Annotated in this window: 25 protein-coding genes and 7 tRNA genes; 11 read left to right on the top strand and 21 right to left on the bottom strand. The window is 52.4% G+C overall.

Going from position 1 to position 18,457, the window contains the following annotated elements:
- Positions 1–17: 17 nt before the first annotated feature.
- Positions 18–1,034 (bottom strand): tryptophan--tRNA ligase, encoded by a 1,017-nt coding sequence (gene trpS, locus FFR93_RS06590; protein WP_138392553.1) that lies wholly within the window; start codon positions 1,032–1,034, stop codon positions 18–20.
- A 279-nt stretch (positions 1,035–1,313) separates the two neighbouring features.
- Here trpS and FFR93_RS06585 point away from each other — a divergent pair, with 279 nt between their 5' ends.
- Positions 1,314–1,826: a hypothetical protein gene (locus tag FFR93_RS06585; protein WP_138392552.1), complete on the top strand. Its 513-nt coding sequence runs from the start codon at positions 1,314–1,316 to the stop codon at positions 1,824–1,826.
- An 18-nt stretch (positions 1,827–1,844) separates the two neighbouring features.
- Here the strand turns inward: FFR93_RS06585 and FFR93_RS06580 are convergent, their stop codons facing one another.
- The 7 genes from FFR93_RS06580 to FFR93_RS06550 all read right to left on the bottom strand — a co-directional run bounded on the left by FFR93_RS06580 (position 1,845) and on the right by FFR93_RS06550 (position 6,469).
- Complete coding sequence (locus FFR93_RS06580; RefSeq protein WP_138392551.1) at positions 1,845–2,738, bottom strand: hypothetical protein; 894 nt, start codon at positions 2,736–2,738, stop codon at positions 1,845–1,847.
- A gap of 135 nt (positions 2,739–2,873) precedes the next feature.
- Entirely contained in the window at positions 2,874–3,908 is a 1,035-nt protein-coding gene (locus FFR93_RS06575; protein ID WP_138392550.1) for an AAA family ATPase, read from the bottom strand.
- Positions 3,909–3,995: 87 nt separating this feature from the next.
- On the bottom strand, positions 3,996–4,352 hold the full coding sequence (locus FFR93_RS06570) for a septal ring lytic transglycosylase RlpA family protein (RefSeq protein WP_138392549.1): 357 nt from the start codon (positions 4,350–4,352) through the stop codon (positions 3,996–3,998).
- Positions 4,353–4,365: 13 nt separating this feature from the next.
- On the bottom strand, positions 4,366–4,947 hold the full coding sequence (locus FFR93_RS06565; protein ID WP_138392548.1) for a hypothetical protein: 582 nt from the start codon (positions 4,945–4,947) through the stop codon (positions 4,366–4,368).
- Positions 4,948–4,952: 5 nt separating this feature from the next.
- A complete protein-coding gene (gene rpsU / locus FFR93_RS06560; protein WP_138392547.1) occupies positions 4,953–5,156 on the bottom strand; it encodes a 30S ribosomal protein S21 in 204 nt (67 codons plus the stop codon).
- 83 nt (positions 5,157–5,239) lie between these two features.
- Positions 5,240–5,806, bottom strand: a complete 567-nt coding sequence (locus FFR93_RS06555; RefSeq protein WP_138392546.1) for a hypothetical protein — start codon at positions 5,804–5,806, stop codon at positions 5,240–5,242.
- Positions 5,807–5,854: 48 nt separating this feature from the next.
- A complete protein-coding gene (locus FFR93_RS06550) occupies positions 5,855–6,469 on the bottom strand; it encodes a DUF882 domain-containing protein (protein WP_138392545.1) in 615 nt (204 codons plus the stop codon).
- 87 nt (positions 6,470–6,556) lie between these two features.
- Here FFR93_RS06550 and FFR93_RS06545 point away from each other — a divergent pair, with 87 nt between their 5' ends.
- The 10 genes from FFR93_RS06545 to FFR93_RS06500 all read left to right on the top strand — a co-directional run bounded on the left by FFR93_RS06545 (position 6,557) and on the right by FFR93_RS06500 (position 12,625).
- Entirely contained in the window at positions 6,557–7,102 is a 546-nt protein-coding gene (locus FFR93_RS06545) for a hypothetical protein (RefSeq protein WP_138392544.1), read from the top strand.
- Positions 7,099–8,130 (top strand): hypothetical protein, encoded by a 1,032-nt coding sequence (locus FFR93_RS06540; protein WP_138392543.1) that lies wholly within the window; start codon positions 7,099–7,101, stop codon positions 8,128–8,130. Before FFR93_RS06545 ends, FFR93_RS06540 begins: the two co-directional genes overlap by 4 nt.
- 65 nt (positions 8,131–8,195) lie before the next feature.
- Positions 8,196–8,615, top strand: coding sequence for a hypothetical protein (locus FFR93_RS06535; RefSeq protein ID WP_138392542.1), 420 nt, complete (start codon positions 8,196–8,198; stop codon positions 8,613–8,615).
- An 81-nt stretch (positions 8,616–8,696) separates the two neighbouring features.
- Positions 8,697–9,293, top strand: a complete 597-nt coding sequence (locus tag FFR93_RS06530; protein WP_138392541.1) for a hypothetical protein — start codon at positions 8,697–8,699, stop codon at positions 9,291–9,293.
- A 1-nt stretch (position 9,294) separates the two neighbouring features.
- Positions 9,295–9,849 (top strand): NUDIX domain-containing protein, encoded by a 555-nt coding sequence (locus FFR93_RS06525; RefSeq protein ID WP_138392540.1) that lies wholly within the window; start codon positions 9,295–9,297, stop codon positions 9,847–9,849.
- 71 nt (positions 9,850–9,920) lie between these two features.
- Positions 9,921–10,829: a hypothetical protein gene (locus tag FFR93_RS06520; protein ID WP_138392539.1), complete on the top strand. Its 909-nt coding sequence runs from the start codon at positions 9,921–9,923 to the stop codon at positions 10,827–10,829.
- A 75-nt stretch (positions 10,830–10,904) separates the two neighbouring features.
- Positions 10,905–11,453: a DUF5662 family protein gene (locus FFR93_RS06515; RefSeq protein WP_138392538.1), complete on the top strand. Its 549-nt coding sequence runs from the start codon at positions 10,905–10,907 to the stop codon at positions 11,451–11,453.
- A 30-nt stretch (positions 11,454–11,483) separates the two neighbouring features.
- A complete protein-coding gene (locus tag FFR93_RS06510) occupies positions 11,484–11,846 on the top strand; it encodes a hypothetical protein (protein ID WP_138392537.1) in 363 nt (120 codons plus the stop codon).
- Between the two features lie 8 nt (positions 11,847–11,854).
- Positions 11,855–12,262: a hypothetical protein gene (locus tag FFR93_RS06505; protein WP_138392536.1), complete on the top strand. Its 408-nt coding sequence runs from the start codon at positions 11,855–11,857 to the stop codon at positions 12,260–12,262.
- A 9-nt stretch (positions 12,263–12,271) separates the two neighbouring features.
- On the top strand, positions 12,272–12,625 hold the full coding sequence (locus FFR93_RS06500; protein WP_138392535.1) for a hypothetical protein: 354 nt from the start codon (positions 12,272–12,274) through the stop codon (positions 12,623–12,625).
- 163 nt (positions 12,626–12,788) lie between these two features.
- Here FFR93_RS06500 and FFR93_RS06495 read toward each other — a convergent pair whose 3' ends face one another.
- From FFR93_RS06495 to FFR93_RS06435, 13 genes are all read right to left on the bottom strand, one after another.
- A complete protein-coding gene (locus FFR93_RS06495) occupies positions 12,789–13,694 on the bottom strand; it encodes a hypothetical protein (protein ID WP_138392534.1) in 906 nt (301 codons plus the stop codon).
- 173 nt (positions 13,695–13,867) lie between these two features.
- Positions 13,868–13,941 (bottom strand) — tRNA-Gln (locus FFR93_RS06490).
- A 240-nt stretch (positions 13,942–14,181) separates the two neighbouring features.
- Positions 14,182–14,269: transfer RNA gene (locus tag FFR93_RS06485), tRNA-Ser, on the bottom strand.
- A 10-nt stretch (positions 14,270–14,279) separates the two neighbouring features.
- A tRNA-Ser gene (locus FFR93_RS06480) sits at positions 14,280–14,367 on the bottom strand.
- A gap of 26 nt (positions 14,368–14,393) precedes the next feature.
- Entirely contained in the window at positions 14,394–14,627 is a 234-nt protein-coding gene (locus FFR93_RS06475; protein WP_138392533.1) for a hypothetical protein, read from the bottom strand.
- A 21-nt stretch (positions 14,628–14,648) separates the two neighbouring features.
- Positions 14,649–14,736: transfer RNA gene (locus tag FFR93_RS06470), tRNA-Ser, on the bottom strand.
- 43 nt (positions 14,737–14,779) lie between these two features.
- A tRNA-Gln gene (locus FFR93_RS06465) sits at positions 14,780–14,853 on the bottom strand.
- Between the two features lie 26 nt (positions 14,854–14,879).
- Positions 14,880–14,969, bottom strand: a tRNA-Ser gene (locus FFR93_RS06460).
- Between the two features lie 53 nt (positions 14,970–15,022).
- Positions 15,023–15,235, bottom strand: coding sequence for a hypothetical protein (locus FFR93_RS06455; RefSeq protein WP_138392532.1), 213 nt, complete (start codon positions 15,233–15,235; stop codon positions 15,023–15,025).
- Positions 15,236–15,264: 29 nt separating this feature from the next.
- A tRNA-Ser gene (locus FFR93_RS06450) sits at positions 15,265–15,352 on the bottom strand.
- Positions 15,353–15,579: 227 nt separating this feature from the next.
- Positions 15,580–16,212, bottom strand: coding sequence for a hypothetical protein (locus FFR93_RS06445; protein WP_138392531.1), 633 nt, complete (start codon positions 16,210–16,212; stop codon positions 15,580–15,582).
- Positions 16,213–16,228: 16 nt separating this feature from the next.
- On the bottom strand, positions 16,229–17,152 hold the full coding sequence (locus tag FFR93_RS06440) for a hypothetical protein (protein ID WP_138392530.1): 924 nt from the start codon (positions 17,150–17,152) through the stop codon (positions 16,229–16,231).
- Positions 17,153–17,224: 72 nt separating this feature from the next.
- Positions 17,225–18,271, bottom strand: a complete 1,047-nt coding sequence (locus FFR93_RS06435) for a hypothetical protein (RefSeq protein ID WP_138392529.1) — start codon at positions 18,269–18,271, stop codon at positions 17,225–17,227.
- Positions 18,272–18,457 lie beyond the last annotated feature (186 nt).

The following is an 18,457-nucleotide window of genomic DNA, read 5'->3' as shown; positions in this document are numbered from 1 at the left end:
GGGGCGAAAGGCACAAGTCAGAGACGAAACAAGCCCAAGCCGTCCTTTACCTCATTCAAGGTCTGCCCGACAGCTGCTCTCGCTTTTGCCGACCCGTCTCGCAGCATATCGAACAACATGCCCTTGCTTGCGAAGGCCTGGTCTCGCTTCTCCTTGATCGGCTGGATCAGGTCATTCAGCGTCGAGATCAGAAGCCGTTTGATTTTGACGTCACCCAACCCTCCGGCTCGGTAGTGGGCTTTTAGCGCCTCTACCTCTTCCTTGTCTGTGTGGAAGGCATCGAGATACTCGAATACGATATTCCCTTCCACCTGGCCCGGGTCCGTTACCTTCAGATGGTTCGGGTCGGTGAACATCTGCATCACCTTCGCCGAGACGGTCTTCTCGTCGTCGCTCAGGAAGATTGCATTGTTAAGGGACTTGCTGGCTTTCGCCTTGCCGTCGATCCCCGCCAGACGTTGCACAGATGACAACATGGCTTGCGGTTCCGGTAACACGTCCTTTCCCGCCAGTCGGTTTATACGCCTGACGGTCTCGACCGCGATCTCGATCATGGGAAGCTGGTCGCCGCCGACGGGAACGACGGTCGCCTTCAGCCCGGTGATATCTGCTGCCTGGGCGACAGGATAGCAAAGGAACCCTGCAGGAATATCCCGTTCGAACTGCCGATGCTTGATCTCGTCACGGACGGTCGGATTGCGCTCCAGGCGAGAGACAGTGGTCACATTCATATAGAGCATGGTCAACTCGACCAGTTCCGGTACCGCAGACTGGAGGAAGATAGTCGTTTTGCCGGGGTCGATCCCCACGCCGATATAGTCGGCAATCAGTTCCGGGATTGCCTGCGTCACCTTATCGATGTTGCCCATGTTGTCGGTGAAAGCCTGGGTATCGGCAATCATGATGTAGCGTTCACCTTGGAGAGACTGCATGGCCACGCGGTTTTTGAGGGAGCCGATGTAGTGGCCGAGGTGAAGCGGGCCGGTCGGACGGTCGCCGGTCAGCATTATAGGAGTAGGTACTTGATGAGACATTTCGATGATCCTTCTTGAAGATGGACCATTCCCGTGGGCGCAATACGATGTGACACGTCCCAAGGGAACGGTCACGTTGTGTTTGCAGATTGTTGGAAAATGCAGAAACGCGTGCCGTTCAGTTTCCTGAACGCCACCAACCCTGATGGGCCACAACAGCAATAGTTACGTTTTCGTACATCATGCTTTCTTTATGGCTTGATCTTTCTAAAAAATCAAGCTCCCATATCGCAAAAGGAATTCTTACGAATTTCCAACCTTCAGATAAGGAATTGTCTTATGCCGTCAATTGATCTCAACGCCAGAGCAAAGGAAATCATCAATCTATTCCCTTCGTTGTATGGCAAAGTAAAACTCGATGATCGCGGTGAGCCAGATATGGCTGCCTATGTCGTCTCTCTCGTTGCCAAGCTCGGCGCTGGTTTCAATGCAAAATATGCGAAGCAAGCTCATCCGCTCTGGGAAGGTCATCTGGAAGATGAAATTCTGATCACCGAGGCCTACATCATTCTCCTGCATCTGGCAGGAACATTCGATCTTATCCTGGACAATAAGAAGATCGTCGGCAAGAACCGCAACACCGTCGCCGGTCAGATGATCGACCTCGTCAACACTCTGTCGAAGCTCGGAAAAGCGAGTCTCACGATCAGCGACCACAGCCTCGCTTCCAGTGCTCTCAATCAGCTGCTGATTTATGCTGACCGTAACAGCTACGAGATCGAAGACGTTTATCAGAAAATGGTGGCCCGCCTGACTGAAGGCGAAGCCACCGAAAACCGTTTGGCCAGCTAATTAGCGGCTAACATCGCCTCAATACCCAGTCGGGTAACGTTCCAAGCCATACTTTTGCGCGAGGCGGTCACATTCTTCCTGGGCCGCCTCTATCAAAGGCATACCCGTAAGGTTCTTTTTCTTCAGCCCGATAAAGTCATTCACCAAGACGTCTTCATGCTCGTTACGGAACTCGTTATTCATGAAATCCGTAAAAGCGTGCCGGTCGAACGCCTTGAGATAGACCGTAAATGGGACAACATCATTCAGGGTAATTTTTTCCTGCGCCAACGCAAGCTTTACGAACTCATCCTTCACGTAAGTCTGCACGTCGGCAGAAATGTCGTTTCCATTGGCGCGTGCGCTGAGCGTTGCCAGTTTGCTGATCGCGGGAATTTCGTCGTCAGAGGGCATCTTCCTCTGAAGCTCAAGGAACAGGATTTCTGCTGCGAATTCGCTAATCTGCGTGGCCTCTTCGGTGGAGATGGAGCTGTCCTTCATCTCGATGGCAATCGAAAGAGCGACATCATCGACGAGACGTTCGATGCTTCCCTTGTGCCATGTCAAAGCTCCTGGTCCCCACAGGTGTTCGCGTTTGGCCAAAACACGGGTTTTGATCTCCTCAGAATACCCCTTGTAGAACTTGCTTGCTTCGTCCTGCAGTTCCTTGACCCGCTTGACACCGTCTTCAGGAGACTTTGCGTCCTCGACCCACATCGAGCCTGACGCGACGGGTACACCATAGATCGGATATTCCACCTGTCCGCCAGACGTCAGGAATTTTTCGAATGAGCCCTTGCCTTCATTGGTTTCGACGTCCGCTTCGAGTTCCGCAGCTGTCGTGCCGTGATACCACTGGCCATCAATGCAAACGGAGTGGTTGAAATAGAATGTCTTGTAGAATTCCTGCTCGACGGCAATCTCGGTTGTCATGACGATTTCCTTTGATGATTTGTCCTTACGCTATCCAGGTGAGACGCTTTACACAATCAGGATTCAGCAACCGTCAAAACAAAAAGCCTGGGAAGCGTCGCTGCCCAGGCTTTCCACATGACACAAGACAACAGATCAGAAGAAGCCGATCTTCGCCTTCTTCTGATTCAGACCATTGAACAGTTCGGTCAGGGTGAAACTATCGTTTTTCGAGGCTTCGACATCGAAGGAAAGGTCGCACTTCTTCACGAGCGCTTCCGCCTCGTTCCGGTCGAGCTGACGGAAATCGACAACTGCAAAGCATCTGCCTGTGCGTAGAAGAGCGTCATCGATATCCGTGCGCTTGAGGTTGCCGGTCAAGACGATCTTGAAATGCGACGTGTCGAGGATGCCGTCGGACATGTTCAGGATCGTGCTCATGATGCCATTGTCGTCTCCGATGCGCTTCGACATATTGATATCGGCGTCTTCGAGGACGAGAATGGTGCGCTCTTCAGATTCTTCCATGACCTCGGCGTAAAGCTCCTCCTTCGCCATGACCTTGGGATCGTACACAACGCGGACATTCGCCTTGCGACGCTGTGCGATGTGATTGATCAGGGTGGATTTTCCAGTGCCTGGATCACCGTTGAGGATGACGACGTTCGCATTGCTGTCGAGGAATCTGTCGACCCATCCGTCGACATCCTCAATGAACGGGTACGCTTCCTGAACCAACGGCCGGAGAGGCTTCAGCGGAAGACGTGCGAGCGCCAGGCTATTACGCTTGTCGAAGTAGTTCCAGTCGGCGTACTTTCTGGCAGAAAATGACTTCGGGAACGTATCGGTGAGGTCCGGAATTTTTGTGCCGGTCGCCGTCATGTCCAGGGTCTGTGGCAAGCGCTCACCACTGTCGAGATAGGCGATAAATCCTTCGACATGGATGACGAATTCCTCGAAAAGGAGGGTAAGCGAATGAGCGCCTGGCTCCATGAACAGATGAAACTCGCCAAACTGCTCCATCTGCTCAAGGAATTCTTCGATTTTCAGATCGGTGTCGATCTTGAAGGTCCTGAGTTTCGGTTTTTTGAACTGGCTGGAGTGCAGGATGTAGGCTTGTTCCGAAACTCCTGTCTCAGCGTTATATTGCGCATTGGTTGCAGGGCTCGACTTCGGGGTATTCATAAGCATGCGGGGCTGAGCCTCAATCTGGAACTCGATGCTGTATTGTGGTCCGGCCAAAAAGCGATGACAAGCGCTATCAGCCAGACCAAGGAGTTATCTGGAAACGATCTCGTAGCAGACGCTGCTAACACCTGAGGATACCATGCCGATATGCTGTGCCGCACCCTTTGAGATATCGAGTACACGTCCATGAGTGAACGGCCCCCTGTCGTTCACGCGCACGATGACACTTTTCCCATTGCGCTTGTTGACGACCTTGATCTTGGTGCCAAACTTCAACGAGGGATGTGCTGCGGTCAATTCCATCGGCTTCATCCGTTCGCCAGATGCCGTTTTGGTGTGCAGGGCATACCAGGATGCCTTGCCGCAGGAATTGTTTGACTTTGCCAAGGCTGGCATATGCGCAAACGTGACCATCATCGCCGTAGCGAGTACAACTTTCTTCAGCATTTCAGATTTCCTTTTACTGGCGAAGCGACAGGGATTTTAGGAACGTGTCCATTTCCTGCATACTGCGCAGTCCGGCGAGACCTCCTGCGGGCTGCCTTGCTACCTCGTTGAGCAAACCATCGAATTCTTTGTCGATGGTGAACAGGTTGATGTTGCGATGATCCGGGAAGATCGAAACAGTGGCGTCAATCGGCATGCGGCTGACGGAATTTCGCAGTATCTCGATTCCCATGGCACCAGTTTCATTGTCGAGCTGCCTTTGATTGCAATAAACGTCCCATTCCAATTGCAGCTCGGACAGGAAATAGGAACGCACTAAACTGACATCGAATATCATGAGCGTGATGCCATAGGTTTCGATGGCAGAAATCTTGTCGACAGAAGTCCATCGAGCGGACTTCAAGGTGTCGAGGCTATCGGCGATTTGATCGGCCAACCGGCCAAGAAAAACGTGGTCGGTGTTTGGAAGTCGCGCATAAATTTCAAACAGCCCTTCTTGGCCAACAACGATGAGCGCGGTCGGCTTCAATAAAGGATTACTGGAAACGATCTGCAGCTCGGCTGACGCTTCGTCTATGATGAGATCAGCCGCCATAGGCTTTAGCGACGATCCGCTTCAGCAGCCTTCGCGCGCGTCTTGGCGATGCGGCGCTGGGATTCGTTCGCCTCGCGGCGCTTCTTTTCAGAGGGTTTTTCGTAGTATTCGCGTTTGCGCAATTCCTTCAGAAGGCCTTCAGCCTGGAGTTTGCGCTTCAGAACGCGCAGTGCTTGATCGACCTTATTTTCTCTTACAGTTACCCGCACGCAATTACCTCTGTTGCAGAATTTTCCAGATTGTAGACCAAGGAATTCCGCAAAATCAACCCTTGGAAACAATTTTGAAGGAATTACGCGGTTGAATTACCTTTTGTGGTTCTCTTTTTCCCTTTTGCAGGCCCTGGAAAAGCAAGGATATTTGAGATTTCCACAGCATGTATTTTTGTAACTGATGATCCAGGCATTTGGCCTGCGATGTAGCTCAATTCTGATAGTCTCAGAACATCTATTTGTCTGATCGATACGCCCGCAGCATTTTGACATTGATTGACAGCATTCAGGAATCCGCCAAGTTTTCTGATCTTTAGAAGCTCTTCCCGCCGCCCTGAAAGCGCCTCGGCACTGGTCGCATCTGCAATCGCAGTTGCGCGCAGTGCATGGCTTTTTCCTAATGCTACGATAAATTCGAATGTGTTGGCGTCAATTCCTTCAAGCCCCCAACGCACAGATGCCTTCGTGCGGGATATAGCTTTTCCGAGCCAGGCCCAGGAGATGGCAAGATCAACGGCGTCGGCTGAAACTTCTTTTACGATACCCAATCGAATGGCCTGTTTTCGAAACTCAAGCGCTGCTTCACTCGGGTGGCCATCCTCGGCCACTTCATCAAGGATATCTCGATTTCTATGCATTTGTTTCACTCAACGACCCTTTTTTATAGTGGTCGTTGGCGTTTTCTGGCGCAACAGCTAGATGCCCCGGCCCCACTTACGTTGACCTGCGGTATCCATGTGCGTGAATGTATCATAGCTTCCGACGCCGCCGATGCGTGTCCTGCTCTGGAGAAAGAGCACAAGCTTCGCTGCATCAAGCGGTTTGACACCTGGAATGGAGAAATCGACCGCTCTGGCCTGGATGTGTTGACTGTTCACTGCTGGAGCTTCTGCTGTCACACGCCCCTTCCTTGTAATCGAGCGCGCCCGAAGCATGGCATTAGTCTCAGGTGAGCGATAACCAGAATTTATGTTTATGAAGGTATCAGCTTTGAATGCGCGTTGAATGACATACAGAGCTGCGAAGATGCCTGGGTCGATATCCTTGATCTGATTCCCCTTGCTCTGTCGCCAGTCCCTCATGATCCAGTTGCAAACAACGAGTGCGTTTCGATTGAAATCAGCGCCGCTGAAGAGTTCGATTTCATAGTGTTCGTCGGTATGTGGATTGCGTAGACGCAGAGGTACGATGGGCGCAGCCATGGCAGATTCCGGCAGCATCAATGAAGACAATGGGCATGCGCCTGCCGCGACACCAAGTGTTGTCGCGAGCTTGATAAAGGACCGCTTATTAAGCTCGTAGTTTGCCATTTCTCTAGGTTTTCGTTCGCCGCCCCTTGCCTATCTTTTGTAGAAAACACAAGATCGTCAAAGGCCCACTGCTCTAAAGGTGTGGAAATGATCGACCAGAATTCCTTACAAGGCAACCCCGTGTGGCTTCCGAGTTTCAAGTCATTTGTTTCTGAATGTGCATTTTTTGCATTTTCTTCGGGGAATTCAACCATCTGGTCTGGCGGGAGAATGGTGTTCAATAATCCTGAAGCCATTCCCGATCCGGAGCATTTTCGCGAAATCCGCCGGATATATGGAGATACAGCACTTCCATCCTGGGCAGAGCAGATTATTGCCGCCGTGGACGCTACATTGCCTTCTCCGGAGATAATACTGGCTGCGCTCGATGATCATTCCATGGTCGTTTCTTCGTCGCCTGCTCCATTCAGAATTCCCCAAACCCCTTCCTCAGATGAGCTGGCTAAATGTCTATTCGCGGCTCGCGCCCTTGCGGCTGTGCGCAGCGAACTGGTCTTTCCGCTGGAAATGGAAGAAGATGAAGTCGTTGATGAACTTCATCAGGCGGCGCATTTGTGTGCAATGATTGGTGGAGATAGAACAGTCGTAACGGCAATGGTCTGGGCTGACGACGAAAGGAATTATGGACTATGACATATAGCCGCCGACAATTTCTGTCCCTGGGAGCCGGTGCAGTGGCGTTGTCGGCTGGTGACGCTCTTGCCCAGGCTTCGAACCCATTAATTTTGCGTCCGGAAATCGAAGGTGATCCTCGATATGCGCGGTACGCCAGCAATGGCATGTATATCACCCCTGCATCACCGGTCGTCTTCACCACTGAGGTTTCGAGAGTCTACATCTATTACCCTCTTCAGGTAGCGAGATCGCAGGTTATCGTTTTCTCTCACGGCGCTTTGACAGACCCGAATACCTATCGCGATCTTCTCTGGCACTGGGCAAGTCACGGTTATGTCGTTATGGCACCATTGCATGATGACGCCGTATTGTTGAACGGCCCGGCACTGCGCAAGCGTACAGACGATTCACTTTCAGAATGGCCAATTCCGAGCCTCCTTGAAGATAAGGCAGCCTGGAACAAGCGCATACTTGCTTGCAAATCAGCACTCGATCTCGCCACCCCTTTGACAAACTCGCTTGGCATCGAGGTAGATTTCACGCGACCAATCATCGCTGGACACGGTTATGGTGCTTTCATCGCCAACCTTCTTCTCGGTGCGACAGTCGTCGACCAGGACAAGAAAATTGTCTCGTTCCGCGATGAGCGATTTTTCTCGTCCATAAGCCTCTCCCCGCAGGGCCCTGGCGTTATGGGCCTGCACGAGAAGTCGTGGGAGAACATATCTTCCCCTATGCTTGGGCTCGTCGCTGAAAACGACGTCGATTTCACGACCCAGCCTTGGCAGACCAAGGGTCAGAGTTTCAAACTCGCCAAGCCTGGATACAAGCACTTTGGGTTGCTGACGCAAGGAAGCAGCAACAGTTTCTCAGGCCAGATGTCAGGCGGCAGCGCTCATGAAAAGAAGCTCTTTGAAGGGCTGAAGGCATTCACTGCTGCGTTTATCAAAGCGTATGGTGATTACGACCCCGTTGCGTTCAAAGATATGACAACAAACTTTTTCCAGCAAAACACCCTGAATGCGATCAAGGAATATCGGCGCTGACGCCATTTGACACTGTCGGCATCGCCTGCGAAGAAGGTGGAGTGCTGTTTTATACGGAGATTGTCATGAACCTGGAAGAATACAATAGTCTGAGCCGTCTGGGGCCCGCTCCGCAGCGGATTGGTCCGATGGGAGATGAAACCCGCACTTTGCTCTATGGTTATGATTGCGACCGTCGCACCTACCACGTTTTTCAGCATGATCGTGAGCTTCACCTTGTGATCTACACACCCGGCACCGATGGGCCGAACATCCATGATCACAAGCACGATCTCACATTGGCTATCGACGACATCATTCCTAACAAGCGCGTCTATCCGGCTCTTTCGGATTTCGGCTTCTGCCAGGCCTTAATGAACAAGGGTATCGACATCCCATTCACCACTTACGATCCTGAGCGAACACTCGAAAGCAGAGACGGCATCGCGGGTGCCACCGGCATCGATGAAATTGACAATCGTTCCTCCGGCCCAAGGTTCCGCTAAGGAATTCCTTTCGTAATTCCATTTCCGTTTGACAATTAATCGCAGAATTCCTTATATGGCTCGCAACCAAGGAGTTCTGCGATGATCGATCCGACGAAGATTACCGATTTTGGCCGTTCCCGCCATGAGCTAGAGGAATTCTGGTTGTTCTGCATCATCGTTGCGGGAAAGACGGCATCGCAGATGGCACTCAAGCTGGATCAGTTTCTAGAGGGCCGTCTTCCAACGGAAGGGCCTTTCGATTACGTCCGTCGCCTTATCGCGGAAGACCGTCTGGACGCTGAAATGCGCGCCATAAAGCTCGGAAAATACAATCTTCTGAACAAGGGTTTTCCGCAAAGTGTCGCAGTTGATGCTCCGGCCCTTGAGAGCGCGTCAGCACAGGAACTGTCGGCGATTCATGGTGTAAATCACAAGACCGCGCGCTTCTTCATTCTCCATTCGCGTCAGGATGCCGATGTCGCTGTTATCGACACGCATGTTCTTAAATTCCTTCGTCATCGAGGTCATGAAGGAATTCCGACATCGGTTCCTCAGAACGACAAATATTACGTTATCGAGGAGCTTATGAAGGCAGAGGCAAGGAAATCTTCTCTGAGCTACGCGGAATTCGATCTCGCCGTCTGGAACCACTACTCTTCGAATGGCCAGTCTCCTCTTCCGCTGATGGCCGTTTGATATGCAGTTCAAGGATTTCCAGGTTCAACTTGAGGGTCATTTCAAGTTCGGCTGCAGTGACGATGACGAGCGTGCGCAAACGCAGCTTTGCCTCGATTTCCTGCGGGATGATCCGACCTGCTTTGATCGGTCGAACCTGCAGAGACATTTTACGGGCTCGGCTGTCGTTACGGATTCGGAGACGCATAGCTATATTCTGATGACGCTTCATCGCAAGGCGGCTCGTTGGCTGCATCTCGGCGGCCATTGTGACGGCTTGCCGCAGCCTTTCGTGACCGCCTGGACGGAAGCCCACGAAGAGTCCGGCCTTCGGTCGGTTTTGCCTGTCGATCCTCGGATTTTCGACATCGATATTCACGATGTTGCACCTCACCTCGATGTCGTGGGGCACAAGCATTATGACATCCGCTACTGGTTTACCGCCCGGAGGAGCGAGCCTCTGCGCATCAGCCATGAATCGATGCAGCTCGAATGGGTGCCAATCCGGCAAGTGCTTGATCGCAACAGTGATCCAATCGTTGGAAAGCTTGTCCGCAAGCTTGCGTTCTTGGTCTGAACCCTGCTGGTGTTGCCTGTTGCGTCGCGGTGCCTCTCTATGAGGGGACGTCATCGAGGTAAACAACAAACGTGTCCGATATCTTCCCAAGCTCCAGCGTCCGCAACGATCAGGGCGACCTGAAGATTGTCTATCGTGGCGACTTTCGGCCCATTGATTTTGCTGTCGGTTTCAAGGTGCATGATTTTGAAGACGGCGAAGGTAGCGGTGGGCTGTATTTTACGGAGGACCCGTTCGTCGCCAGCTCCTACAGCACGAGCAAGGGGTATTACGATGAGAATGCCTGTGAGGTTCAGCATCACCTCTGGCTGACAGGTCGAACGGGTCGGCGGGTTCCCCTTCTCGATTTTAACCGGCAGCTCACCAGCAGGAATGTCGAAGCCATCAAAGCTCGCATCCTTTCCTACAACGGAAGCTCATATGAAGGTGGCGCACCGGTTATTGCGGAATCGACGCTTGAGGAATACCTCGTGCGTAGCCGTAGGAATGTTGTCCTGATGACCGTGAACCTGCTCGTTGAATCGGGCGTCATGAGCGTTCCGGAATTCATCCAATTCTGGAAGGACGTCAGCGTGGCGCAAAGGGTGGATTACGACGACCCATACGAGCCTCGCTCGGTTGTGACGCCGGTCTACCTGGATGTTCGAAAGCCGCTCGATCTTCGCGCTTGTCCCGCCGATCTCCTATCGCGCCTAGAGAGCCGCACAGGCCGTCATGACGAGACGCTGATGGCGCTGAAGGATATCCGGGATACCCAGAGCGAGGATACGTTGTCCTTCATCACGCGCCCCTTTCGTGAAGCGCTTATAGCTGAGGGTTATGACGGCATTTGTGACATCGGCGGTGCCATCACCGGCGGTGTTCGTCACAAGGTTTGGATCGCCTTTGGTCCTGAGCAGATCATGTCAGCCTTCAGCGCAAACGCCGTGCGTTACCGTATGGATCGGGCTGTGGAGCCGTCTGCGGCGTTTTCTCTTTGATCTGGCGGAAATGGCGATGACACGAAGATTGATCTCCTTCATCATTTTGGGTGTGACCTTTTCAGTGAGGGGTCGATGAAGGCGTTCCTATGTATCTGTCGGTATGTGTTCAAAACCGTCCGGCATAAAATTCTGGTTTTCAAATTCGGCCTGAAAACAGGCGCTCCTATCTGGAGGCTTGTCATTCATGACTGGACGAAGTTTACTCCTTCAGAGCTTCCGCACTACGCCAATCGCTTCTACGGCGAGGAGTATGGGCTGGAGGTCGACCACCTGAAGTTCGCCTTGGCGTGGAACCATCACCACAAAAGCAATCCGCATCACGCTGAATTCTGGATACCGACGACGACCCACATGCTGAGTTTGTTGCCTGCCGGTGTTCCCTTGCCGATGCCTGAACCGGTGATCCGAGAAATGGTCGCAGATTGGCTGGCGGCAAGCACGTCATACACCGGCATTCATCCGACATCTGTTGCTGAGTGGGCTTGGTTCCAGAAGGAACGGGCGAATTTGCAGCTACACGCTGAGACCTGGAGGATTCTCGACCGTGTTCTCACTGATTATTTCGGATCGCCTGCTGACCTCGACTCGGCTTCTTTCTTGCAGGTTTCGCCCGCACCATGAGGGCAAGAAATCCATTATCCAGGAAGCGTCGTGTCTAATTCCCTGTTCAGATTGACGGTCAAATCGGACGGAAAAGTCGTTCCCGCATTTGCACCGTCCGAGAACGCCACATGTTTCGAAGAAGCCTACAAGAGCTTCATCTTCGAAAACGATGTGCAGCTTTTTGCTGATCTGATCGAGTTCAATCAGATGACGTTCCTGTTCGCAGGCTTCGACATACCTGGGTTCGACCCTACAACGCACGATGCCCTGTCCCGGGATATAGCGGTTTCCGGGGCTGTTCTTGATGACGGCTCCATTTCCCTGGTCGATGGTCGCGTTCTCTCGGTAGAGGACCTCTGGACTAGTCACCAGCTTGATGTACCGTCGTTCAATAACTCGTTTAGAATGTGAGAGTGACCATGTTGCAATTTGACAAAAGCCGTGAGCGCGTATTTCTCCTGATGTCTTCAGTGATGTTGCGTGAGCAGCCCGCCTATTGTCCTGATAGCAATGCCGCCTCCTTTGAAGACGCCTATGCAAGCTTCACATATGCGACCGAGGAAGCGGCCCAGGCTGAGATCAAGGACATCATCGAGACCCGTCGCGCTGAATATGAGCCCGACGAGAATGACGAGGCAGCGGAAGACGACGCGGCTGAGGACCTTGACGATTCCGAAGAGTTTACGCGTCGTGGGATTATCCTGGACGATGGCAGCATCCAGTTTACCGATCATCCGGAGATCGAGGACGACATCATGTCGGTAGAGACCATTTTCGGAGCCTACGGGGTAGAGATTCCCGATTTCTCCGCAAAGCCGTCAATCTAGGGATCGACCATGACAACGAAGTTTTGCGTGATGAGCAAAGTGACGTTCGCCCATGAGGTATCAATTCTTCCTCTCTGGTCGCCGTTTGATGGCGCTAGCTCGTTTGAACACGCCTATTCATCGTTCGCTTTTGATGACGAGACGCAAGCAAATGCGGAAGCTCGTGAAGAAGAAGCAGAATTGAAGGCATCCGTGGAGAGCGGGCAGCTGACCGATGCTGATGACATCATGGTCATGAAGGCTATTCTTCAGGATGATGGGACGCTCGAATTCGAGGATGGGGCAGTGTTGACCGCAGAGCAAATCTACAGCCATTTCGGTATCGATCTGCCGCCATTTTACTCCATCGCAAAAGGCCCCTAAATCGGTTACGCGTTGCGAAGAAATCAGCGGGCACATTGATTGAAAACAAGGGAGGGCTGGCACCAATGGGTCCAGCCTCCCTTGTTTGTCCGAGGGGATTTCACTGCCAGCCTTGGATGAAGCCCCGCCTTTCAACAAGTGAAAATTGCGGCAGCTGCCCGGTTTAATTAGACATCTTGTATTGTTCGCGGTACTGCTCGTCTCGATAGGTCATGAGGCTATCGTAGTGAGGATCACACCACCATTTCCAAGGCATCGCGACGCGCACGAAGCTGGGGTAGAAATAATAGCTATCGCAAACGTCGAGAGCATCGGCCTTATCTGTGTAGCCACCGCGAAGCGATTTGTAGTCGCTAATATTCATCGGCAGCATTACCGAGAAAAAGATCGTCAAAGCCAGGCACGCGATCCCGACCTTCTTCCCAGTCGTGTGTGACGGGGTGGTCCAGGAGGGGACCGATCCACTGCGGAGCTTTCTGTGCGCCACCGATCCAAAAAAGATGATCGCGAACCACAGCTCAAGAACGAATTGCCTTAGCGTATCCATTCCAGCAAAAATCGTGAAGAACGACAGAAGGAAACCCCAGAACACTGCCCGACCCGCAAAGCGGAAAATGGTTCCTGCAGAAATCTGATTGCGACGGACGCTCAAGTCTTTGAGACGCTTCCCTTCAGGAAGCATCTCGTCTCCGGATCGCATGACTTCGAACATTCGGAGGATTACCTGGCTCCGCTCAACGACGCCCACGTTGCGTTTGACTGGAAAAGCCTTGCCTGAGATTGTCAGTGTGACGGTGTGCCCTTCGTAGCTCACGTTCGTCACTTCAGCAATATCGTAGGTATCTTTACCGTCGAAAACCTTGCGATCTCTAAAGTTAAAAATGAAGCTGGCGCTAACGAAATCGCCGTTTTCGTCCCATCCTTGGTCGCCAGCCATAATGACCTGCGCTGCTCCCCTAGCGACAATTCCTGTGAGACCAACCGCACCCTCAGCTACACGGTTCGCCGCCGCCCCTGCTGCGATTCCAGATGCCGCCCCGCCGAGTGCTACCGCCTTATCCTCACGCATTTCCCAACCTCAAATGAATTAATCGTCCAATGGCGGGCAAACTGGCAGAAAACCTTTAAGTTGCAGAGAATGCGGCAGGTAAAATTTTAAATATGGAAGGTTGTTACGGGCCTTTGCCCTCTTAGAGAGACCGAGGGAAATTCGGTAGTGGCGACAAGGACTTGAGAAAAAGGTGGCTACCGGGCCTGGAATCGAACCAGGATTAACAAATTCAAAGTCTGTTGTCTTGCCATTAGACCAACCGGCATCGCCGAGTCGTCTAATGTGACGACCCGTTAAATCACTACCGGCTGTTGTTGGATGACGGCCGATACGAGATCGGCAAAAGCGAAGTTGATCATCTTATCGTCCTTTCATCTTTCTGACCCGCAGGTCGGTTGAATTCCTTTTCAGGGGACCGGCCGCTGAACTGTAGCCCAGCTTGCCGGTCCCCTCCGTTTCGCCAACCAGGAGAACGATTATCCTCTACTGGTCAGCATTCAAAATGTGGCGGATGAGGTGAGATTCGAACTCACGGAACCTTTCGGTTCGTCGGTTTTCAAGACCGATTCCTTAAACCACTCGGACACTCATCCAGTTGCACTATGGCGGAGAAGACAAGATTCGAACTTGCGGAACCCGGAGGTTCACTCGCTTTCCAAGCGAGTGCTTTCGACCACTCAGCCACCTCTCCATATAGTGGCAAACTTTATTCCTTCCTTACGCCTCGACCGTTTCCGCCCGAGCCGTTTCCAGCATTGCCGCATGCTTACGGATGTACCGCATCAGCATCGAGGCCTTGATGACGGCGTCGAAAGATGCATCACCAGCATCAGCGACCGGCACCGGGAACTCGAAGCCAAGCTCGGTCCGATACCAGAGATCACCCTTGCGAAACTTCACAAATGTGCAGGCACCGACGATGTGGGCCTTGATATCAAACTTCTCACTCATGGCTCTCAAGCCCTTTCAAAATGGCGGAAGTGGAGGGATTCGAACCCCCGATACCTTTCGGTATAACGGTTTTCAAGACCGCCTCTATAAACCACTCAGACACACTTCCAATTCACATAAAGGCACAGGAACTCCTGTAACTTCAGATAAATTGGCTGGGAAAGCTGGACTCGAACCAACATTAACCGAGTCAGAGTCGGTCGTTCTACCATTGAACTATTTCCCAAGAACTCCCTCTTCAGGAGCGGTTTATGGCGGAGGCGGTAGGATTTGAACCCACGATACCCTTGCAGGTATGTCGCATTTCGAATGCGGTGCTTTAAACCACTCAGCCACGCCTCCGTATTCTCATTTCGGCTCGATCATCAACCACCTACCCGACATTTCAGTCTCCTTCATAGAGCAGCCATCCGCTCCCGAACATTGATCTTTGGCTTCGAGGAACGGGGAAATTCCCCACTAATTCCTTTGGCCTTCAGCTTGTTGACCAGTTCCCGAGCCTTTTCCAAGGGAATCGGCGCTTCGCGGCGCGATCCATCCTTGCCCAGGATCGTAACTTTTGCTTCCGTGTCCGAGATCGCGAGGAAGCTTCCGATAATTCCGTTCATTTTCCACCCTCCTTCGTACACTTCAAAATTGGCGGAAAGGAAGAGATTCGAACTCTCGACACCTTTCGGTGTACTCCCTTAGCAGGGGAGCGCCTTCGACCACTCGGCCACCTTTCCAAAACAAAAAACCCGCCGTGTTAGGGCGGGTTCGTGGAGACATTTCAGACGCTTAGGTCTAAACGATTGTCACCTTGATCCCGCGCAGCGAAGCGGACGAGTTCGATGAACTCGACTGACTTGATTGCTGCTGTTGGTTGCTCGAAACGAACATCGGGATCACTTTCCTAAATCTGTTATCCCATTAATGTTTCCGGTCGGCGTAAATGTCAACACCAAAAATGCAATCAGCGAAATTTTTTTATTTCCGTGATTTTCGGGCGGAGATCATTCACCACAGCGCTTATGAATTCCTTGAGGGCCTCGCCCTCTGTCCCCTTGCTTGAGGTTACCTCCCCGGTCGTGTCTTGATAACGCAGTCGCCCAGCGCTCTTCCTTGCGGAAGCAATTTCTTCGCCGTGACGTGTAAAGGAGATACGCGGGCGGTGGTTCACTATTTGCAGTTCATGTGGGATTCGTTGACGTTCCAATTCCATGATCAGGGCGAGAAGGTCCTCATCGTGGAATTCCCGGGTTCCTTTCGACAGTTTCGATTTGAACTGGTGTCGGTGAGCCCAGAGGATGTTGCAGAACTGGACGTAAGAATTGATCTGCGTCGATTCCAGGTTTTTTTCAACCCGGAAGACATCACCGGCGTTCGTGATCGTTTCCGCGTAGTCCCAATGGAAGGCAACGGTGCCAAGGAGTGATGAGCTGTCAGGGTCGGCCTCTACGTAAACTGTCAGCTCGTTTCCAAGCTCGTTGTAAAAACGTATGGTCTCACCAACACCTTGCTCGTCGGAATTCTGTTCTAGCTTCGGCTTCAGTTTCATGTCGTCGAGGGCGATTGCACACTCTCGAAGCAGTTCATCATAAATCATGCGCCGGAACCCGTTCTTAGTTGCTCATGGCCAGCGAACTGGCGGTCTGCCATATATAGGTGTACGCCTTCTTACTATCACCACCCCATGTCATCATAGGTGTATAGGTGATCGGTGGCGCGCCGATGCCGCCGTTCGCATACATCCATATCCATAGATTGGAGTCGGAAACAATGCCAGTCGCATTCTGCGTGACTCCACCATTTCCGTTTGCCGTCGCCTGGCAGTTCTCCCCCTCCTCCAATCGCCGGTCTCTCGGAATCTTTTCGATATCGATGCTCGTGTTCGCGGCGACTCTGACGTCGCAATTGTAGCTTCTGTTCAGCATCTGCGCGGCCTGGTTCTTCCACAGATCAAGCAGGACGCGCTCACCAACACCTGCCGCCCAATAGGCAGCACTGTCATTGGATATAATGCCAAGTTCCCGCCAGGCTGATTGTTCGGTTCCAGCGGTGAATGCAGGACTTCCGTCGAGAAGGGCAATGGCAAGCGTTGCGAAGGCCTTGGCTCGCCTTTCCTCAGAGCCGTCAAATACCGTGTCGAGGCAATGTGCAGCATGATAGAGCATCATCCAGTCTGCAGTGATGGTGCCACTTGGATAATGGATCGGACCTGAATAGCCGTTACCGAACAGGTCTGCGATATAAGTTGGGTGCAGTTCGCGGATTGGCGGCGTGATTGCGCAGACTTTTTTGGTCGGGCCGGTCTCGGTGTTTTTGTATTCGATGATCCGGGAGCCGCCTGAAATTTCGGTGTTATCCGTCATAAAGCGAACGTCACTGGCGCACCATTTGTCTCCGGTTTTAGCACAGAGGATGGCTGCGGTTCTCGCCCAGTACATCTCGGTCGTGTCCTGGCGCTCCAGAATTGCGATGGGCACGCCAGACATGGTTTCCATTGTCGTTATGAACGCCACCACTGCGTTTGCCAAATTGCTCATATCAAACTCCCAGACATATGGGATTATTGTTCGCGTGAACCGGGCAAAAACCAAGCCAAAAAACTTGGCCGTTTATTTGAGGGTGAAAGCTGGCTCTGGTGCGACTTCGTAAGGATCAGCCTCAAGCGGCCTGATGCCATCGGCCAGCCTATATGTCGATCTCTTCCCTTCCAGGAGGACGACGATTTCAGCCGACACCAGTTCCGATAGCAGTTTCTGGGTTATCTTCGATGGTTTCCCATTGTCTGGATTGATGCTGGCTTTCGGGCCGCCTTCAATGGTTCCACCGCTTGCGAGAAGGGTTATCACCTGCTGGGCCTGCGGCGATTCGTAAACCTTGCGCCTGCGTTCATCCCGTTTTGCGGTGTAGTCTACGTGATATACCGGCCCGTATGCAGGGATAATCCTGGTCAGTAGCCCGTGCAGGTCATTGTTGATCGGGAAGGCGATGTCGTCACCAACCAGGCGTCCATTGAACTGCTTTGCAATCTCGTCGATTTGTTCGCGGTACCTTCTGCTGCGTGATCGTCCCATGGTCCTCACGGCTTCGAGTTCCCCCAATTTCCATAGGAGGAGCCGTTGACCGTCACGTCTGACGATCTCAAAGCTCTTCACACCTGCGTTTTTGATCTCCTGGAAGTCCGGATGCTTTTCCCACCGGTCATATTTGAAAACGAATGGGAGGCGTTCTTCGTCGGCGTCCCTGGAAATCTGTGCGGCAGTGAAACTGGAATCGGGGTTTTTGGATGCACCACGCAGCATTTCGATTTCGCTCGCCCAAATCACATTGAGCCGCCGGTTCCGCGCGTTGGCGTGCTCGACAAGTGGAATCGCATCTTCCAGCGTTTGCGTCTGAGCCGCGTCTCTGTCCCGGCGATGCACCAGAACTGATTGCTGTGCATTTTCGATGCCGGATGTCACATCTATTGAATTGATTCCGACAGAGAGAATTCCAGCTCGGAATGCGCTTGCCTCACTTGCCGACCCGAACCAATGGAGTTCGTAGGTGCCCTCCCCCAGCTCACTGACATCGGAGACAACCTCACCAACAGGAGTTCCAGCAGGCGTCAGTTGACCGTCAATTTTAGTGACCCAAACGAGGTCGTGAATGGGGCGCATCGGCGCATCTCCTTTGCAAGTCACTCCATGCTAATGACGTTCACGGCCAGGGACAACGCGGTTTTCGCATCTTCGCATCCGTCGAAAAGCCCAGAAAATAAGGCATTCCGAGAAATGCAAAGTATTTTCAAGTTTTCTTCTTTTTTATGCTTGACAGTTTCGCCGCCATTCGGCATCTATTAGATA

Origin of the sequence: Rhizobium sp. MHM7A (genome assembly GCF_005862215.1) — a bacterium.
Taxonomy (GTDB): domain Bacteria; phylum Pseudomonadota; class Alphaproteobacteria; order Rhizobiales; family Rhizobiaceae; genus Rhizobium; species Rhizobium bangladeshense.
Note: the sequence above shows the minus strand (reverse complement) of the source record. Positions and strands in the feature narration are given on the sequence as shown.

Bases quoted from the DNA above. Each gene is read 5' to 3' on its own strand.
- FFR93_RS06565 (WP_138392548.1), bottom strand. From the start codon at position 4,947: ATGGCGGCTGATCTCATCATAGACGAAGCGTCAGCCGAGCTGCAGATC.
- FFR93_RS06535 (WP_138392542.1), top strand. From the start codon at position 8,196: ATGAACCTGGAAGAATACAATAGTCTGAGCCGTCTGGGGCCCGCTCCG.
- FFR93_RS06575 (WP_138392550.1), bottom strand. From the start codon at position 3,908: ATGCTTATGAATACCCCGAAGTCGAGCCCTGCAACCAATGCGCAATAT.
- FFR93_RS06570 (WP_138392549.1), bottom strand. From the start codon at position 4,352: ATGCTGAAGAAAGTTGTACTCGCTACGGCGATGATGGTCACGTTTGCG.
- FFR93_RS06530 (WP_138392541.1), top strand. From the start codon at position 8,697: ATGATCGATCCGACGAAGATTACCGATTTTGGCCGTTCCCGCCATGAG.
- trpS (WP_138392553.1), bottom strand. From the start codon at position 1,034: ATGTCTCATCAAGTACCTACTCCTATAATGCTGACCGGCGACCGTCCG.
- FFR93_RS06515 (WP_138392538.1), top strand. From the start codon at position 10,905: ATGAAGGCGTTCCTATGTATCTGTCGGTATGTGTTCAAAACCGTCCGG.
- FFR93_RS06440 (WP_138392530.1), bottom strand. From the start codon at position 17,152: ATGAGCAATTTGGCAAACGCAGTGGTGGCGTTCATAACGACAATGGAA.
- FFR93_RS06540 (WP_138392543.1), top strand. From the start codon at position 7,099: ATGACATATAGCCGCCGACAATTTCTGTCCCTGGGAGCCGGTGCAGTG.
- FFR93_RS06495 (WP_138392534.1), bottom strand. From the start codon at position 13,694: ATGCGTGAGGATAAGGCGGTAGCACTCGGCGGGGCGGCATCTGGAATC.
- FFR93_RS06525 (WP_138392540.1), top strand. From the start codon at position 9,295: ATGCAGTTCAAGGATTTCCAGGTTCAACTTGAGGGTCATTTCAAGTTC.
- FFR93_RS06580 (WP_138392551.1), bottom strand. From the start codon at position 2,738: ATGACAACCGAGATTGCCGTCGAGCAGGAATTCTACAAGACATTCTAT.
- FFR93_RS06445 (WP_138392531.1), bottom strand. From the start codon at position 16,212: ATGATTTATGATGAACTGCTTCGAGAGTGTGCAATCGCCCTCGACGAC.
- FFR93_RS06550 (WP_138392545.1), bottom strand. From the start codon at position 6,469: ATGGCAAACTACGAGCTTAATAAGCGGTCCTTTATCAAGCTCGCGACA.
- FFR93_RS06545 (WP_138392544.1), top strand. From the start codon at position 6,557: ATGATCGACCAGAATTCCTTACAAGGCAACCCCGTGTGGCTTCCGAGT.
- FFR93_RS06500 (WP_138392535.1), top strand. From the start codon at position 12,272: ATGACAACGAAGTTTTGCGTGATGAGCAAAGTGACGTTCGCCCATGAG.
- FFR93_RS06455 (WP_138392532.1), bottom strand. From the start codon at position 15,235: ATGAACGGAATTATCGGAAGCTTCCTCGCGATCTCGGACACGGAAGCA.
- FFR93_RS06475 (WP_138392533.1), bottom strand. From the start codon at position 14,627: ATGAGTGAGAAGTTTGATATCAAGGCCCACATCGTCGGTGCCTGCACA.
- FFR93_RS06585 (WP_138392552.1), top strand. From the start codon at position 1,314: ATGCCGTCAATTGATCTCAACGCCAGAGCAAAGGAAATCATCAATCTA.
- FFR93_RS06505 (WP_138392536.1), top strand. From the start codon at position 11,855: ATGTTGCAATTTGACAAAAGCCGTGAGCGCGTATTTCTCCTGATGTCT.
- FFR93_RS06435 (WP_138392529.1), bottom strand. From the start codon at position 18,271: ATGCGCCCCATTCACGACCTCGTTTGGGTCACTAAAATTGACGGTCAA.